The 16,802-nt window shown below is 71.3% G+C and carries 18 protein-coding genes; 9 read left to right on the forward strand and 9 right to left on the reverse strand.

From position 1 onward, the window contains the following. Window positions 1–23: 23 nt before the first annotated feature. The 5 genes from CCL05_RS01105 to CCL05_RS01125 all read right to left on the reverse strand — a co-directional run bounded on the left by CCL05_RS01105 (window position 24) and on the right by CCL05_RS01125 (window position 4,232). Complete coding sequence (locus CCL05_RS01105) at window positions 24–1,148, reverse strand: DegT/DnrJ/EryC1/StrS family aminotransferase (RefSeq protein WP_086558560.1); 1,125 nt, start codon at window positions 1,146–1,148, stop codon at window positions 24–26. Then, window positions 1,145–2,371, reverse strand: a complete 1,227-nt coding sequence (locus tag CCL05_RS01110) for a DegT/DnrJ/EryC1/StrS family aminotransferase (protein WP_086558561.1) — start codon at window positions 2,369–2,371, stop codon at window positions 1,145–1,147. The genes CCL05_RS01105 and CCL05_RS01110 overlap by 4 nt, the downstream gene beginning before the upstream one ends. Window positions 2,372–2,478: 107 nt before the next feature. Then, window positions 2,479–3,009: an EF-hand domain-containing protein gene (locus CCL05_RS01115; RefSeq protein ID WP_086558562.1), complete on the reverse strand. Its 531-nt coding sequence runs from the start codon at window positions 3,007–3,009 to the stop codon at window positions 2,479–2,481. A gap of 103 nt (window positions 3,010–3,112) precedes the next feature. Continuing rightward, window positions 3,113–3,592: a hypothetical protein gene (locus tag CCL05_RS01120; RefSeq protein ID WP_086558563.1), complete on the reverse strand. Its 480-nt coding sequence runs from the start codon at window positions 3,590–3,592 to the stop codon at window positions 3,113–3,115. A gap of 100 nt (window positions 3,593–3,692) precedes the next feature. Further along, entirely contained in the window at window positions 3,693–4,232 is a 540-nt protein-coding gene (locus CCL05_RS01125; RefSeq protein WP_086558564.1) for an EF-hand domain-containing protein, read from the reverse strand. Between the two features lie 549 nt (window positions 4,233–4,781). Here CCL05_RS01125 and CCL05_RS01130 point away from each other — a divergent pair. From CCL05_RS01130 to CCL05_RS01160, 7 genes are all read left to right on the forward strand, one after another. Next, on the forward strand, window positions 4,782–5,909 hold the full coding sequence (locus tag CCL05_RS01130) for a Gfo/Idh/MocA family oxidoreductase (protein WP_244204111.1): 1,128 nt from the start codon (window positions 4,782–4,784) through the stop codon (window positions 5,907–5,909). Further along, window positions 5,899–6,858: a sugar phosphate isomerase/epimerase family protein gene (locus tag CCL05_RS01135; RefSeq protein WP_086558565.1), complete on the forward strand. Its 960-nt coding sequence runs from the start codon at window positions 5,899–5,901 to the stop codon at window positions 6,856–6,858. Before CCL05_RS01130 ends, CCL05_RS01135 begins: the two co-directional genes overlap by 11 nt. Continuing rightward, window positions 6,851–8,278, forward strand: coding sequence for a M20/M25/M40 family metallo-hydrolase (locus CCL05_RS01140; protein ID WP_244204112.1), 1,428 nt, complete (start codon window positions 6,851–6,853; stop codon window positions 8,276–8,278). Before CCL05_RS01135 ends, CCL05_RS01140 begins: the two co-directional genes overlap by 8 nt. Beyond that, window positions 8,275–9,447, forward strand: a complete 1,173-nt coding sequence (locus CCL05_RS01145) for an Ldh family oxidoreductase (RefSeq protein ID WP_167409487.1) — start codon at window positions 8,275–8,277, stop codon at window positions 9,445–9,447. The genes CCL05_RS01140 and CCL05_RS01145 overlap by 4 nt, the downstream gene beginning before the upstream one ends. After that, window positions 9,444–10,388, forward strand: a complete 945-nt coding sequence (locus CCL05_RS01150; protein ID WP_086558566.1) for a Gfo/Idh/MocA family protein — start codon at window positions 9,444–9,446, stop codon at window positions 10,386–10,388. Before CCL05_RS01145 ends, CCL05_RS01150 begins: the two co-directional genes overlap by 4 nt. After that, entirely contained in the window at window positions 10,385–10,867 is a 483-nt protein-coding gene (locus CCL05_RS01155; protein WP_086558567.1) for a DUF6917 domain-containing protein, read from the forward strand. The genes CCL05_RS01150 and CCL05_RS01155 overlap by 4 nt, the downstream gene beginning before the upstream one ends. Before the next feature lie 179 nt (window positions 10,868–11,046). Beyond that, window positions 11,047–11,655, forward strand: a complete 609-nt coding sequence (locus CCL05_RS01160) for a GOLPH3/VPS74 family protein (protein ID WP_086558568.1) — start codon at window positions 11,047–11,049, stop codon at window positions 11,653–11,655. A gap of 26 nt (window positions 11,656–11,681) precedes the next feature. Here the strand turns inward: CCL05_RS01160 and CCL05_RS01165 are convergent, their stop codons facing one another. The 4 genes from CCL05_RS01165 to CCL05_RS01180 form a co-directional block, all read right to left on the reverse strand. After that, window positions 11,682–11,981 (reverse strand): DUF6510 family protein, encoded by a 300-nt coding sequence (locus CCL05_RS01165; RefSeq protein ID WP_086558569.1) that lies wholly within the window; start codon window positions 11,979–11,981, stop codon window positions 11,682–11,684. A gap of 1 nt (window position 11,982) precedes the next feature. Next, entirely contained in the window at window positions 11,983–12,738 is a 756-nt protein-coding gene (locus CCL05_RS01170) for a ferredoxin reductase (RefSeq protein ID WP_086558570.1), read from the reverse strand. Beyond that, entirely contained in the window at window positions 12,708–13,307 is a 600-nt protein-coding gene (locus tag CCL05_RS01175) for a sulfite oxidase-like oxidoreductase (protein WP_086558620.1), read from the reverse strand. The genes CCL05_RS01170 and CCL05_RS01175 overlap by 31 nt, the downstream gene beginning before the upstream one ends. Before the next feature lie 117 nt (window positions 13,308–13,424). After that, a complete protein-coding gene (locus CCL05_RS01180) occupies window positions 13,425–14,987 on the reverse strand; it encodes an aromatic amino acid ammonia-lyase (RefSeq protein ID WP_086558571.1) in 1,563 nt (520 codons plus the stop codon). Window positions 14,988–15,128: 141 nt separating this feature from the next. Between CCL05_RS01180 and CCL05_RS01185 the strand changes: the two genes are divergently transcribed. Together CCL05_RS01185 and CCL05_RS01190 are read left to right on the forward strand one after the other, a co-directional pair. Then, window positions 15,129–16,163 (forward strand): ABC transporter ATP-binding protein, encoded by a 1,035-nt coding sequence (locus tag CCL05_RS01185; RefSeq protein WP_086558572.1) that lies wholly within the window; start codon window positions 15,129–15,131, stop codon window positions 16,161–16,163. Next, the gene (locus tag CCL05_RS01190; protein WP_086558573.1) at window positions 16,160–16,801 is read left to right on the forward strand and encodes an ABC transporter permease; all 642 of its coding nucleotides are present in this window, start codon (window positions 16,160–16,162) and stop codon (window positions 16,799–16,801) included. The genes CCL05_RS01185 and CCL05_RS01190 overlap by 4 nt, the downstream gene beginning before the upstream one ends. Window position 16,802: the final 1 nt, after the last annotated feature.

Here is a 16,802-nt window from a genome sequence, read left to right on the forward strand (position 1 = left end):
TCCGCTCCTTCAGGTGGGTTCGGTCAGCGGCTGCCGCTCAGCCCGGCGTAGGCGCAGACCGTGTCCGCGATGTGCTCCACCTGGGCGTCGGTGAGGCGCGGGTGGACCGGGATGGCCAGTTGGCACCGGCTGGCGCTCTCCGCGTGCGGCCAGCTCCGGCCGGCGGGCGCGAACCGGGTGAACGCGGCCTGGTGCGGCAGCGGGAGGGGGTAGTAGACGTGGCTCTCGACTCCGCGCTCGGCCAGGTACCGCCGCAGTGCGTCCCGCTCCTCGACGAGCAGCGAGTACACGTAGAAGCACCGGCCGTCGCGGCCCGGCGGCGGGGGCAGCACACCGCGCTCGGCGAGCGGTGTGAAGCGGTCGGTGTAGTAGTCGGCGATGCGGGCCCGGCGTTCCAGCAGTCCGGGAAAGGCGGGGAGCCGGTGGAGCTGGAAGGCGGCGAGCACTTCGTCGAACCGGCTGTTGTAGCCGGTGCGCGGGTAGACGAAGCGCTCACTCTGCCCGTGGTTGCGCAACGACCTGACCGCGTCGGCGAGTTCGGGGTTCGTGGTGACGACGGCGCCGCCCTCGCCGGCCGTTCCGAAGGTCTTGACCTGGACGAAGGAGAACACTCCGGCCTCGCCCCACGTCCCGGCGGGGCGGCCGTCGAGAATGCCGCCCTGCGCGACGGCCGAGTCCTCGACGAGGCGCACGCCGTGACGCCGGGCGATCTCGCTCATGCGGGGCATGTCGGCCATCACCGAGAACATGTGCGCGGGCATGATCGCTCTGGTCCGGTCGGTGATCGCCCGCTCCACCTCGTCGGGGTCGGCCACCATCGTCCACGGGTCGACGTCCGCGAAGACCGGCGTCGCCCCCAGCCCTGCCACGGTGTTGGCCAGCGGAGCACACCCGTAGGCCGGTACGACCACCTCGTCGCCGGGTCCGACGCCCATGGCGTGCAGGACGAGGGTCAGCGCGGACGTGCCACTGGAGCAGGCCACCACGTCGGCCCCGCCGAGCGAGTCGCGCAGGGCCTCCTCGAAACGGGCCGTGTACTCGCCGAGCAGGAACTTCTGCTGCGATGCCGTGCCGATGTCGTGGACGAGATCCAAGAGCAGCTGCCGGTCGTCCTCGAAGAGGTCCGGGGCGAAGAACGGAACCGTCACACCGGCCTCCTCGTCGTGAAGCGGCGGACGAGCCCGCACACCGTGTCGACGTCGTCGACACTCATGTCGGGGTACAGCGGGAGGGCGAGGGTGCGCTCGCAGGCCGCCTCGGCGTGCGGGAAGTCGCCGCGCCGGTAGCCGAGATGGGCGAAGCACTCCTGGAGGTGCAGCGGGGCCGGGTAGTACGTCTCGGTGCCCACGCCGTGCTCGGCCAGGTAGCCGGCCAGTTCGTCACGCCGCTCGGCCTCGATGAGGTAGACGTAGAAGACGGGGTCGGTCCGCCCGGTGCGGGGCACCACGGTGGGGAGCCGGAGGACGCCGGGCGTGCCGGCGAGCCGTTCGGTGTAGGCGGCGGCTAGCCGGGCCCGGCGCGCGATGTCCTCGTGCAACCGGGTCAGTTTGGCGATCAGGACGGCCGCCTGGATGTCGTCCATCTTGCTGTTGACGCCGGTGACGGTGGTCTCGTTGCTGATGCCCGGGAAGTGGGCCAGGGTCCGGCCGAAGCGTCCGTGGTGGCGCAACGCCGCCGCGGTCTCGGCGAGTCGGCGGTCGTCGGTGAGGATCGCCCCGGCGTCGCCGATGGCCCCGAGTGTCTTGGTGGGGAAGAAGGACAGCACACCGCCGGCTCCCAGCAGCCCGGCGTGGACGCCGTTCCACCGCATGCCGATGGCCTCGGCGCTGTCCTCCACCACGGTCAGCCGGTGCCGGCGCGCGACGTCGAGCAGCGCGTCCATGTCGGCCATCTGGCAGAACAGGTGGACGGGCATGATCATGCGGGTCCGTGGAGTGACCGAGTAGGCCGCGGACTTGGCGTCGATCGTGTAGGTGACGGGGTCGATGTCGGCGAAGACCGGGCGGCCGCCTGCCAGCACGACGGAGGAGGCCGAGGCCACGAAGGTGAAGGCGGGGACGATGACCTCGTCACCTGGTTGCAGGCCGCAGGCGCGCAGCAACAGCACCAGGGCGTCGGTGCCGCTGTTCACGCCGACCGCGTAGCGTGCGCCGGTCCACCCGGCCAGTGCCTCCTCGAACCGGGCGACCTGCCGGCCGTGCGAGAACTTGCCGTTGTCGAAGACCTCGGCGAGCCGGGTCCGAATGTCCGGCCAGAGCGCTTCGAAGGTCCGGGCCTGGGTGAAGAAGGGCACCTGTACCGAGGGGTCGCCCGCGGTGCCGGTCGCCCAGCCGCGTCTGCCGTTCCTCGGTCCGAGGGATGCGCTGGACATGTTTCCTTTCTGGCGCCGGGGCGGATCGGGCTGCCCGGCCGGGGGGACGCCGGCGCTCCTCGTGGACCGGGGAGCGCCGGACGCGGGTACCGGTGGATCCGGACGGGTCAGAGCAGGGAGAACTCCAGCTCACCGGAGTGGTAGCGGTGGACGGCCGCGATCAGCTCGTCGACGGACAGGTGACCGTCGCCGTCGGTGTCGATCAGCTTGAACGCCGTGCCCGCCGTGGCCTCGTTGCTGCCGATGGCCACGATCCAGCGCTGGAATTCCTGAGGGCTGATCTGACCGTCACCATCGGTGTCGCACAGGCCGGCGATCGCGCTGATCGTCGGGCGCAGCACCTCGTCGAAGCCGTCCTGCCCGCGGTCGAGCACCTCCGCCGCCGCGACGGCCTGGAACCGGTCGAAGTCCAGCGCGCCGTCGCGGCCGACTCCGGCCTCCTCCGCGATGTGGTCCCACATGCCGAGGTAGGCGTCGGTGAGAGCCCGGCCCTTCGGGGAATTCTCGTTTTCCCCGAACGAGAGCAGAATGCGTTTGGCCTCGCCTTCCCAGTCACTGCGGTCGATGGTGCCGTCGCCGTTCTTGTCCCACATGTCGAAACGGCGACGCAGTCGCTGTTCCTGTACGGAAGTGCTCACGCTTCTTCCTTTCATTTTGCTTTTTGGGACCTGCGCTTCAGATGCTTTCCCGAACCGGCTTCGCGAATCCACTCTTACGAGTGAGAGGAAAAATGGGGCACCTTTACAGGCACGCACCATTACGTCGCCGACTCAGCACAATGACCATCCCCGCCATGGCGATCGGGGCGACTTGAGAGACGAGTTGCCCCACCACGTCCACGGTCTGGAATCGCGCGAGATGCGCCAGGTGGAATACCAGGTGCGGAACCGTGAAGGCGAGACTGCCGAAGGCCGCCGCCCGCACCAGGGAGCGCTCGGGACGAACAGCGGCCCACAGCAGAACTGTGGTCAGACCGAGCGAAAGAGCACCCACGTCACGTACGAGGTGCTCGTTGTACGGGGGGAATTTGGTCACCCACGCGAAAACCGGGAGAGGAAAGGCGTCGTGGAACGATCGGGGCGCGAACAGAGCCCAGGCGCCGGGCGCCCCCTGCCCCAGGCACAGCAGCGCCAGTGCGGCACGCACCAGGAGGCGTCCGGTTTCCGGCGCCGGCCCCGCGGACCCGGCACGTCGGCAGGTGCCACGGGACTCGGCGGGCATGGGTCCGTTCCTGGCGCCCGCGGGCGTCGTCCGTGTCCGCGGACGGGGGCCCGCTCCGAGCGGTCCTCGTTCGGAGCGGCCCCTGCCGTGGGTCCGCGCGTCAGACACCCAGCAGCGGGGCGTCGAGCTCGCCCGCGTGGTACTTGCCCACGGCGGCTACGAGTTCGTCAACGGACAGGCGCCCGCTGTTGTCGGTGTCCACCTGACGAAACGCCTCGTCCGCGTCGATCCGGTCACCGCCGATGGCCCCGAGCCACTTCCGGAACTCCCGCGGATCGACCTCCCCGTCGCCGTCGACGTCACACAGGTCGACCATCGCGCGGATGCTGGGCCGGAGCACGGTGCTGAAGCCGACCTGGCCCTGACTCAGCATCTGGGCGTCGGCGATCCGGACGAACTCCTCGACCGTCAGGGACTGACCGGCGTCGAGGCCGGCCTCCTCCATCATGTAGTCCCACATCTTCGGGTACGCGTCCAGCAGTGCCCGCGCCTTGGGGGAGTTCTCCTTCTCACCGAAGGCCTCGACGATACGCCGGGCCTCCGCCTCCAGGTCGCCGCGCTGGATGCGCCCGTCGTTGTCGGTGTCGTACAGCGCGAAGCGCTGCTTGAGACGCTCGGCCTGGGCAGTCTTGTTGGACATCTGACTCCTCGTCGTCGAAAAGCTGCGGAGAAATCCGGCTGTCTCGCACCCGATACCGGGGAATCCGAAAAAATGACTTTCCCGATTCCGGGGAGGGCGAATCTGCAAGGTACATGAGTACTAGTGGCCTTACAGACCTGTCAATGGAGAGCAGTACCGCGGAAGAGCGCAGGAACCATTTTTCCGCTCGTCGATCACCGCGTCACGGCCGATTGTTTTCGTCCAGGGGTTCGGCCTGCAAGCCGGAATCGCCGACCTGAGCCGCATCGGCCGGTCCGGCCGGGCACAACAGCCGACTTCGCCCTACATTTCAGCCATCCTGTCACGGGACGAAAAAAATGACGCCCCTGCACACGGCAGGCAGCTGTCGGATACGATGCGCCGAGGCCGCTGCGATAGCAATTTCTCACGCATTCCATGAAGACTGCCGTACGCGTTTCAGGGACGGACGGTATGGGTATGCAGAAGAATTTCGATGCCATTTACCAGCCTGTTAATCATACCGGTGTGCGACGTCCGAAAAGGCTGCGCGAACAAAGGGGTCGAGCCTTGCTGTACACGTTGATCGTCGGCCTGGGCCGCTCGGGCCTGGGGTTGCATGTGCCGGTGCTGTCACGTGCCCGGTCCCACGTTCCCGGCACCTTCGCCGACCATCCGATCGTGGGAGTGGATCCCGGCAACACCGCCCGCGCCGAGCGTCGGGATCTGCTGATCGCCGAATCTCTGCGCCGGGCGCGCGATCTCCTCGACCCGGCGCGGACCGTCGTCCACCTGTGCACTCCCCCCGCCGTACGCGCCGAGGTGCTCCGCGAGGTGGCCGCGCTCGGGTTCTCCCGGATCCTCATGGAGAAGCCGCTGGCCGGTGACCTGGCCACGCTGCGGTGTGTCCTGCGGCTCGCGCGGGAACAGCAGCTGCGCCTGTCCGTGGTGGCCCCCTGGCTGCACAGCACGCTGACCCGGCGCCTCGTCCAGCTGGTGGGCGATCGGGGGCCCGGCGCCGTGCGTTCGGTGTCCGTCACCCAGCACAAGCCCCGGTTCCGGCGCTCTCTGAGCACCAGCAGTCACACCTCCGCCTTCGACGTGGAGGCGCCGCACGCGGTGGGTCTCCTCCTGCGTCTGCTGGGTGACGCGCGGTTGCGCGGCGCGCGCGGCGCCGACCTGCGGGTGGGGACGACGACGGTGCCGGACATGGGCGGTGCGCACCTCGAACTGCTGCACACGGGCGGGATCCGCAGCGAGGTGCTGTCCGACCTGTCCGCACCGGTACGTCAGCGGCGGATCGTCCTCGGCATGGAGGACGGAAGTGTCGTCGGGCACTACGCGGTCGGCCAGGACGACGACTTCGCACAGCTGGAGATCACCCGTGACGGCCACACCACCCGCGAGGTCTTCCGTGACGACTCACTCATGGCATGTCTGACCCATGCCTATCGCGGCTACGCCGAGGGCGACGACGGAGCCGGTGGCGGTGACCTCGGCCTGCACGTGCGGACGGTCGAGCTGCTGGCGGAGGCGAAACGGCTGGCGGCCCGGTCACCTGTCGACGGCACGTCACCCATCGTCGGCACGTCCCCCGCCACCGGCATGTCTCCCCTCGCCAGCGTGTCACCCGCCGTCGGCACGTCTCCCGTCAGCGGCACGCACCCCCGCAAGGAGGCCCTCTCGCATGGGCGTTGACCTTCCCGACGCGGCTCCCGGGGAATCCCGGTGCGCAGTGACCGAGGACGCCCCGAGCGGACGGGCGGCCCCCGGTATCCGGTTCGCGGGCATCGGGGACGAGGCCGCGGCGGATCTCACCGGGCAGCTGGAGGCGCTGCGCCGACTCGGCTGGGGGGCGATCGAGCTGCGCACCGTCGACGGCGTCGCGGTCGCCGACCTCGACGACCGGGCCTTCGCCACCGTGGCCCACCGGGTCGCGTCGGCCGGTCTCGACGTCGTCTGCGTCGATTCCCGGATCGCCGACTGGAGCCGCCCGATCACCGGGCGCTTCGAGGACGATGTGCGGGAGCTGCGGCGGCTCGCCCCGCGCTGCGCCGCCCTGGGCACTCGTTTCGTCCGGGTGATGTCCTACCCCAACGCCGGTCTGGACGACGAGGAGTGGGGCAGGCGGGCGCTGGACCGGATGGCCCGGCTGGTCCGGCAGGCCGAGCAGGAGGGGCTGGTGCTGCTGCACGAGAACTGCAGCGGTTGGGCCGGCACCCGGGGTGACCGGATGCGGGAACTCCTCGACCGCGCCGGCGGTCCCGCGCTGAAGCTGCTGTTCGACCTGGGCAACGGGGTGCCGCACGGCTACGACGCCCGTGCGCTGCTGGACGAGATCATCGACCACGTCGCTCACGTGCACGTCAAGGACGCCCGGACCGGGCCGGACGGCCAGGTCACCTACACACTGCCGGGCGAGGGTGAGTCCCGCGTGCGCTCCTGCCTCGACACCCTCGTCGACCACGGTTACACCGGTGCCTGGTCCATCGAACCGCACACGCATCTGCGACCGCACCAGGGCCGGGACACCACCGGAGCCGACGGTGTGGCGGCGTTCGTCCGCTACGGGCGGTGCCTGGAACGGCTCGTACGGCGGGAAGCCCGGTTGGCCCGGACTCCCGTCGGTGGAGGGCGGCATGGCTGACGTTCCGATCCGGACCGGCGCCCCGGCCCTGCCGCTTTCCACGGCTCTGCCGCATCCCGCCCGGTTGACGCCGGCCGATCACGAGCTGCTGCTCGATCTGCTCGCCACGCCGACAGCCGGGCCGCTGGAGACCGGCCCCGACGATCCCGCCGTGCGCCTCTGGGAAGCCGGACGGGCCTATGCGACCGCAGCCGCGGCGATCGGTCTGAAGGTGCTGCGCCACGCCCCGCCGGATCCGGCAACGCTGCGCCGCGACGACGTGCCGCTCACGGTCCGGGAGGCGGCGGCGCGGGACGAGACGTTCCTGGCCCGGCAGCCCAGTCTGGTGCTGCGCCTCGGCCCCGAACTCCCCCGGCGGGACACGGTGATGTTCAACGTCCATCTGGACACGGTGGCCGGCTGGTGGCCGGCCCGCTTCGACGGCCGGCGGTTCACCGGCCGGGGAGCGATCGACGCCAAGGGCCCCGCCGTCGCCCTGCTCGCCGGCATCCGGGCCGCCCGCGCCTCCCAGCCGGCCCTGGGCAGCCGGATCGGGGTGCTCGTCCAGGCCGTCGCCGGGGAGGAAGGCGGTGCCATGGGCACGTTCGGCACCAGGCCGCTGGTGGAGGACGGGTTCACCGGCGGGCTGAACCTGTTCTGCGAGCCCACCGGACACCGCTTCCTGCCCCGTTCGACGGCATCCATGACGGCATCGGTCCGCGTCGACGGCGAGGACGCCGTGGACGACCGCCCCGAAGCCGGTCACAACGCGACCGTGCTGCTCGGGCACATCGGCCACTACCTGGCCCGGGTCCTGCCGCCGCGGATCGGCGACGGCAGGGTGTGCGTGGCCGGCCTGCACACCGGCGAGCGGCACAACCGGGTCTACGGCACCGGCCGGCTGCTGCTCAACATCTCCTACGGGTCGCGGCCGGCCGGCCGCTCCGCCGAGGCCGCGCTGGAGCGGACGCTGCGCGAGGCACTCGCCGACTTCGCCTCCGGAGCCGCCGGTGCCCCCGACCTGGCCAGGACGGCCGCCGACGCGGCACGGATCACGTCCCTGCACTGGTACAAACGCGGACTGCCCGCGCTGGACGGCCGAGGCCGCGCACTGTGGGCCGAGGACCTGCTGGAACGCCATGCGGGCCTGGTGCGCTGGCCCGACGAGGAGCCGGCCTTCACCTGCGACGCCATCTGGATGGCGGACGTACCCGGCGGCTACACGGCGGTCCTCGGCCCCGGCGACCTGGACACCAACCACGCGCACGCCGCCGGCGAGTACGCCGACCTGGACGACCTGGACCGGTACGCCGACGAGATCGCCCGCATTCTCGTCGCCCGGGTCCGCCACGGGCCGCCCGGCGGCGGTGCCGGCGAACCCTCCCACGCTCACTCAGCTGCCGTGCCCGGCGCGGCCGCGGACAGGATCTCTCCTCGATGACCTCGACGGTTTCCACCATCTCCACCGCCTCCGCGGACGACACCGGCCCGGCCGGCGACATCGCCGTACGGGTGCCGTACCCGGACCTCCTCGCGTTCGTGACGCAGGTCCTGAGCGCCAGGGGACTGCCCGCGGACCGCGCGGGAACCGCCGCCGAAGCCCTGTGCCACGGCGACCTGACGGGCTTCACCAGTCACGGCGTCACCAACCTCACCCGGCTCTACCTCCCGCTGCTCGACTCGGGCCGCTGCGACCCGCGTGCGGAGCCGCGCGTCGTCGCCGACCGCGGCGCCTCGGTCCTCCTCGACGCCCGCCGGGCGCTCGGGCTGTGGGCCGCCGCCGAGGCGATGGACCTGGCAGTCGAGCGTGCGCGCCGGTACGGGGTCGGCATGGTCTCGGTGCGGGGAGCCACCCACTTCGGCTGCGCGGGCCACCATGCCCTGCGCGCGGTCCGGCAGCACATGGTGGGCCTGGTCACCGCCAACTGCGGCCGGCAGCGGATCGTCCGCCCGGTCGGCGGACGGGCTCCCATGCTGGGCACAAATCCGCTCGCGCTGGCCGCCCCGGCCGGCGACCGGCCGCCGTTCGTCCTGGACATGGCCACCACGGTCGCTCCCACGGGCAGGGTCCGGGCCGCCGCACGCGCCGGGCAGAGCGTGCCGGCGGGCTGGCTGCAGGACGACGACGGCGCGCCGGTGACCGACCCGGCCGCCTTCGACCGCGGCCAGGCGCACCTGCGCTGGCTCGGCGGTGATCCCGGCACCGGCGCGTACAAGGGCTTCGGGCTCGGTCTGCTGGTCGAGGTATTGTCCGCACTCGTCCCCGGCGCCGGAACCGGCCCGCGGGAGGAGACGGCGGAGCCGGCCGGCCCCGACGACGACATCGGCTTCTTCATGCTGGCCGTCGCCCCCGGGCGCCTCAGGCCCGAGGCGGAGTTCCGCGCCGACGCGGCCGACGTGTTCGGTGCCCTCCTCGGCTGTCCGCCGGTCCGGGCGGACGAACCGGTGCGCTATCCCGGCTGGCCGGAGGACGCCCGCTCCAGGGAGCGGCGCGCTCACGGCGTCCCGCTGGAGCCGGCCCTGCACCGGGAGATGCTCGACCTGGCCCGCAGCAGCGGTATCGGCTTCCCGGAACCCGTCCGGCCCACGGCGGCGGGGAGCCCGGCATGACACTTCCCCGCATCGGCCTCATCGGCCTCGGTGTCATCTCCCGCTTCTACCTGGCCGCGCTCGAAAGCGCCGCGTGCGCGCGGCTGGTGGCGGTGTGCGACCCCGACGAGAACCGGCTCGCCGCCGCACCGGCGCACGTGCCGCGCTACCGCGACCACGGTGAGCTGCTGCGGGCCGCGGACCTGGACGCCGTGGTGGTCAACGTGCCCAACGACCTGCACTACCCGGTGTGCAGGGACGCGCTGGCGGCCGGACGCGCGGTCTGTGTGGAGAAGCCGCTCGCCACCCGTGCGCGCGACGGCCACCACCTCGCGCGGCTCTCCCGGCAGAGCGGCACCGTGCTGTTCACCTCCTTCCACCGCCGTTACAACAGGGAGGTCGACGCACTGCGCCGGCGCATCGCCTCCGGCGCGCCGATCGTGTCGCTGACGGTGCGCTACGAGGAGACGATCGAGGAACACGCCGGCCTGGACGGCTGGTATCTCGACCCGGAGCGCTGCGGGGGCGGCTGTGTCGCCGACAACGGGCCCAACGCGTTCGATCTCGTTCACCTGTTCCTCGGAGACGTACGGGTGACCGAGGCCACCGTGCACCGCGACGCGCGGGGCGTCGACCGGCAGGCGCAGGTGCTGTTGACCGCCCTGTCCGGCGGGGCGGCCGCCCGGGTGGTGCTCGACTGGTCCCGCCCCGGCGAGCGCAAGACGGTCGAGGTGCGGCTCGCCGACGGGACCGTCGACCGTGCCGACATGCTCGCGGGCCATCCGGAGTTCAAAGGGTCCCTCTGGCACGAATACGTGGGTGTGCTGCGGGACTTCACCGCCGTCCTGTCCGGCCGGCGCACGAACGGCCCCGACGGTCTGGCCGCCCTGGAGCTGGTGGCCGCCACGTATGCGCACGACCGCCGCCGGCACCGTGCCGGACAGGAGGTACGCCACCCATGACACCCGGAGAGGACGGTGCCAAGCGCGCCGTGTACGGGCGGCTGGTGAAGGTCCTCATCCACCGGCGTGACGACCGGGGGATGACGCTGGAGGAGTTCGCGAGCCGGTGTGTCCGCCGTGGGGAGGTGCATGAGCTGGTGACCACCGACCACACGGAGACCGCCCCCGGCACCCGGATCGACCGCGTCGGATTCCTGGGCTTCGTGGAGATCGGATGCGCCGGCGTCATCGACCGGGGCGACGAGGTCTGGGCCGACGGGAGCATGGTGGGTTTGGTCCTGGGATTCGACGCCTGCCATTTCCCGAACCACTACAACATCCTCGTCTCGGCGCCCGAACGCCTCACCGGCCTGCAGCTCGGCCTCGCCCCCGAAGCCGAGATCAGGTTCGAGCAGCGCGCCGAGGTGCCGCGCCCGCCCGCAGGCAACCCGACGCCGCACGGGCGACGCTCACCGGCCGATCGTCCGGAGCACCCGTGAACCACGTATCGGCCTCGCCGGGTGGCGCAGTGCCTGGTTCATCCGGGCGCTGACGGCGCTTGGAATGCGGCCGTCGTCCTTGCTCCGTAGGCTCGTACGGGAGTGCTGCCGGCGGGCCGAGATACATCCGGCGCGCCGCGTGCTCGCCTCCAGCGCTTTGAGGTGAGGGGGAGCCGCTCATGACCACGCCACGGGACCTTTTGATCACGACCATGGACCTGGCGGCCAGTCGCGCGCTGGAACGGGGCAATCTGTCACTCGCGCTCGCGGGAGCCGAGCTGATCGACCTCCTGGATGCCCAAGCCGTCACACTGGCCGGTGATCGCATCGTGCCGAGTGACCGGCGCGCCATGGCTGATCGGATGCTGGACGAAGCTGCGTCGTCGCTCGCGCGACAAGCGCCGTACGACTCGGTCGAGACCTGGCTGTGGCGCAGGGGCCGCGGCCTGTCCGAGGCCTATCTGGCCGCCCTTGAAGCAGAAGGGCAGCTCAGCCGGCGACGCCACCACCGCTGGATGATCTTCCAGCCCACGCACACAGTGCTGGTGGATTCGCCCGCACGCCGCCACGCGGCGAACCGCCATGCGTCGGATGAGCCCGTCCTCGCCGCCCTCGCAGCGGCCGCCACACTCGGTGACGAGCCGGATGAACAGTCACCGAGCGTGGCCGACGAGGCCGTGGCGACAGTGCTCGCCGCCGTCCAGAACGCGGTAAGGGACCTGGAGGCCGAACGGCAACGGCGAGCCATCGAGGAGGCGGCCTTCGACAACATCTGGCGGGGCGGCTAGGGACCGCACGCTCGCTGTCGAGCCGGTCAGGGGCCGAGGCGGAAGGTGAGGGCGACGGTGCCGCGGAGGTCGAGCCAGGCCTTGTCGGGGCTGCGGACGAGGCGAAGGATCACCTGGTCGCAGTCGGGGCAGCGGCCGACGTATCCCGGGGCCTGTGCGTAGACGTGCAGGTGCGCCAGAGGCCAGCGACTGCCACAGCCGGTGCACCGGCCGAGAGCGCTGGTCGGGTCGACTGTGAGGATTTCGGAGAGGGGCCCGGCCAGGGCGTTGCCGTCCTCGTACGCGTACTGGCCGGTGCCAGGGTCATGGTCGGGGTGGTGGGCCATGTCATCCTCCACTGGGGCCAAAACGTTCGGTGCGGATGCGGTCCGGGGCGTGGCCCAGGGCTACCAGCAGGTCGGCGGCCGTTTCGACGAAGCCGGTGGGGCCGCAGACGTAGCAGGTGGGTTCGAGATCGGGCGGCGACCCGGCGGGCGTCAGGTCCGCCGCGGTGAGCCGCCCGGCGGGCCTGGGCCACTGCGGCGGGGTCGAGCGGGTGTAGAGGAACGTCCTGTCGAGGCCGGGGTCGTCCCGGCTCAGCTCGGTTACGTAGAGCCGGTCTTCGGGTGCGCGCACGGAGTACACCAACCGGAAGGGCGTTCGGCTGCCGACAGCGCGGCGGACGCGGATCATCGCCATCAGCGGCACCAGACCGGAGCCGCCGGCCACGAGCAGGACCGGTTCCTTCTGCTCGGGGCGCCACACGAACCAGCCGCCGACCGGCCCACGCAGTTCCAGCAGGTCACCGACCGCGAGTTCGTCCGCAAGGTACGGGGACACCTCACCGTCGGTGACGCGCTGCACGGTTAGCTCGATGCGCTCGCCGTCCGGCGCCGAGGCCAGGGAGTAGCTGCGCTGTGTGCTGTAGCCGTCCTCCGCGGTGAGCCGCACATCGATGTGCTGGCCCGCCAGATGGCCCGGCCAGCCGGGGACGTCGAAGACCAGGGTGTGCGCGGCGGGGGACTCGGGGCGCCGGTCGGCCAGCCGGGCCGTCTTCCAGCGCAGCCGGTCGCCTAGTCGCCCTGGTACCGCTGCTCGCGCCATGGGTCCCCGTAGTCGTGATAGCCGGCGCTCTCCCAGAAGCCCGGTTCGTCCTCGAGGAGCAACTGGATCCCGCGCACCCACTTCGCGGACTTCCACAGATACAGGTGCGGGACCAGCAGCCTGGCCGGGCCGCCGTGCTCGGGCGCCAGGTCCTCCCCGTCGTGGCGGTACGCGATCCACGCCTGCCCGTCGAGCAGGTCCTCCAGCGGCAGGTTGGTCGTGTAGCCACCGTAGGAGTGGACGAGCGCGAATTCCGCGGCGGTCTCCACGTCCTCCAGAAGGACGTCCAGGGAGACCCCCTGCCACTCCGTGGCGAACTTCGACCACTTCGTGACGCAGTGCAGGTCCACCGTCGGCGTCTGGCTGGGCAGCGCCATGAGCTGCGCCCAGTTCCAGCTGTGCCGCGCGCCCGTCTCGGTGCGGACGGTGAGCTCCCACCCGTCACGGTCCACCCTCGGCGTGGGCCCGGCGGACAGGACCGGGAAGTCGGTGGTCTCGTACTGCCCGGGAGGCAGCTTGTGGTGCGTATCGCCTGGTCGGCCGCGGAATCCGCGCGAAACGATGGCCATGCCGTGCCGCCGTTCTCCGAAGGTGCACTCTTTGCCATTGTTGACGACATGGCGCATCAGAGCATCTGCGGTGTCAGCCGGGGCCCTCTTCGCTCTCCTTCCTGCGGCTTCCGGTCCTCAGACGCCCCTCCTCCAGATCTCCGTGAACCGGTCGAGCAGTGCGGCCGCCGCCGTCACGTCGTCCGTGAGCGGCCGGTCGGCCTGGTCCTCGTCGAGCACCGACAGGGCGAGTTCCAGCGCGCGGCCCACGGGAAGATCCGGATCGGGCCAGATCTCGCGCTGGCGCAGTGCCCGTACGGCGGCGACGAGTTCGCAGCCGACGACCAGACGGTACGCACGGCACGCGCGCAGCGTCTGACGCGCGGCGAGCGAGGCGAAGCTGGCCTGTTCCTCGACACCTCGGGAGAGGACGGCGTGGCCGAGCGACGCCGGCGCCGAGAAGGCCCGCAGTTCGCCGAGGGCGGCGCCGGCGGCGTACTCCAGGATCATGACGCCGGAGGAGGCGGGTTCGTGGTCGGCGAGGAAGGGGCGCAGGCGGGTGTAGACGGGCTCGTTGAGGGAGGAGAGCCGTGACGTCGACAGCCGGGCCACCTGGGTGAGGGCCAGCCTGAAGTGGTCCAGAGCGAGGGCGAGTTGGGCCTGGTAGAAGCCGCCGTGGTGGTAGGCCGCCATGTCCTCGGGGGTGATCAGCGGGTTCTCGGCGGCCGCGTTGATCTCGATCGCGACGACCTCTTCCAGGGCGTCGGCCGCGTCATGGGCGGGACCGTGGATCTGGGGGAGACAGCGGAAGCCGTACGGGTCCTGGAGCCGCCCGAGCGGCGGGGTGGGCCGGTCGGCGGCACCGAGCAACTCCCGCATGCGCCGGGCGACTTCGACGGAGCCTCGGTGCGGCCGGGCGGTGTGCACGGGCGCGGCGTACGCCTCGTGCGCCCCGTCGACCGCCAGCACGGACAGGGCGCCGACGACCTGCGTGGCCTCCAGCAGCCCCCGCAGCTCGTGCAGGGCGAGCGCGGCCTGGCCGAGTGTGAGGGCGTTGCTGCTGATGAAGGCGAGAGCGTCGTTGTTGTCGAGGTGCTGGGGCTCGGGGGCACCGACCACACCTCGTGGCTCTCCGCAGGCGCCGCCCGCGCCCGGGAAACCCGCTTCCCGCCACGGATGCTCTCCCGCCAGCGCCAGTCCCACCTGGGCCAGCGCCGCGATGTCCCCGGTGCCCACCGATCCGAACTCGTTGACGACCGGATACGCCCCGCTCTCCAGCGCCTCGCACAGCGCGGTGACCATGGTCGGCCGCAGCCCCGCACCCCCGGCCAGCAGCTGGTTCGCGCGGACGGCGAGCAGCGCGCGGACCTCGCGGGCGGGCAGTTCCTCCCCGATGGCGCCGGCGTGGCTGCGCAGCAGCCGGAGGCCGTGCTCGGCGGCCGCCTCGGTGGGCACGTCCTCGTTCCGGTTGGCACCGACGCCGGTGGAGCGGCCGTAGACGCGTCCGGTCGCGGCGATCTGCCGGGCGGCGTCCCAGGACTCCGCCACCCGCTTCATCGCGTCGGCCCTGAGCACCGGCCGCGCCCTCCCGTCGGCGAGGCGTACGACGTCCTCGACCCGGAGTCCGATCCCGTCGAGGACCACTGGGCCGGTATGCCCGGACGACACAGCACCGGCCGCGTCCACGATCTGAGACGACATCACGCCCAAACTCCCCTCAAGGTGGACATCCGATCTTGTCTGGCGGTCAGCCGTTACGTCGGATTAACGCCAAACCGTTGACAACCTATTCACGTACCGAGAACTCTGCATGACGTTATACAGCCGGGCAAGGGACATCTCATGATCCAGTTCGACGCGGTCCACAAGCGCTTCCCCAACGGCACGACAGCAGTCCACGACCTCACCCTCGACATGGCGGAAGGCGGCGTGACCGTCCTCGTCGGATCTTCCGGTTGCGGCAAGACGACCACCCTGCGCATGATCAACCGGATGGTCGAGCCGACCTCAGGCACCATCCGCGTCGGCGGCCAGGACGTCACCCGGCAGGACGCCGCGGAACTGCGCCGCTCCATCGGATACGTCATCCAGCAGGCCGGTCTCTTCCCGCACCGCACGGTGCTCGACAACATCGCCACCGTGCCGCTGCTCCTGGGCCACGGCCGCAGGAAGGCCCGGGCCCGCGCGGCCGGGCTGCTGGAGACCGTGGGCCTGTCGGCCGAGGCCGGCAAGCGCTACCCGCACCAGCTCTCCGGCGGCCAGCAGCAGCGCGTCGGCGTGGCCCGCGCGCTCGCCGCCGACCCGCCGGTGCTCCTCATGGACGAGCCGTTCGGCGCGGTCGACCCGGTCGTGCGCACCCAGCTCCAGGACGAACTGCTCCGGCTCCAGAAGGAGTTGAGCAAGACCATCGTCTTCGTCACCCACGACATCGACGAGGCCGTACGGCTGGGCGACCAGATCGCGATCTTCCGGACCGGTGGCCACCTGGTCCAGTGCGCCTCACCCACCGAGCTCCTGGCCCGCCCGGCCGACGACTTCGTGGCCGGCTTCCTCGGCGCCGAGCGCGGTCTGAAGCTGCTCTCGCTGAAGACCCTCGCGGCCGTCCCGCAGGGCCCGGCCCCGGAGGGCGGCCCCTGGACCCTCGTACTCGACGCGGCGAACAAGCCCCTGCACTGGGCCTCGGACGATGCCGAACTCCCCGTACGAGCGCTCAAGGACGACGACTCCCTGCTGTCGGCCCTCGACGAGTCCATCGCCTCCCCCACCGGCCTGATAGCCCGCGTCGACGCCGACGGCGTCCTCACCGGCGTCTCGTCCCGTGACGACATCCACCAGCACGCAGGGCAGGCCCACACGGAAGCCCGGGTGGCCGCATGACGATCGACTGGTCGTGGATCGGCGACCACACCGACGACCTCACCACCCTCACGGTCTCCCACCTCCAGGCCGCCCTGTCCGCCGTCCTGTTCGGCGTCCTGATCTCGCTCCCCCTGGCCGTGGTCGCCCACCGGATCCGCCCCTTGCGCGGCTTCCTGCTCGGCATCTCGAACGTCCTGTTCACGATCCCGTCGATCGCGATCTTCGTGCTCCTGCTGCCGGTCAGCGGCCTCACCCGCACCACCACCGTGATCGGCCTGACCATCTACACGCTGGTCGTGCTGCTCCGGAACACCGTGGAGGGCCTCGACTCGGTCCCCGCGAAGACGAAGGAGGCGGCGAAGGCGATGGGCACGCGCCCCCTGCGCACGCTCCTGACGGTCGAGTTCCCGCTGGCGCTCCCCGTGATCATGGCGGGCGTCCGCATCGCGACGGTCATGTCGATCTCCCTCGTCTCGGTCGCGACCTACATCGGCGACGGCGGCCTCGGCCAGCTCTTCACCGACGGCTTCCAGCGCAACTTCCCGACGCCGGTGATCGCGGGAGTGGTCCTCACGATCCTCCTGGCCGTGGTCGCGGACGCGGCCCTGGTCGCCGTCCAGTACGTCCTGACCCCGTGGCGGAGGCGGCGAGCCTGAC

This window comes from Streptomyces africanus (assembly GCF_002150735.1).
Taxonomy (GTDB): domain Bacteria; phylum Actinomycetota; class Actinomycetes; order Streptomycetales; family Streptomycetaceae; genus Streptomyces; species Streptomyces africanus.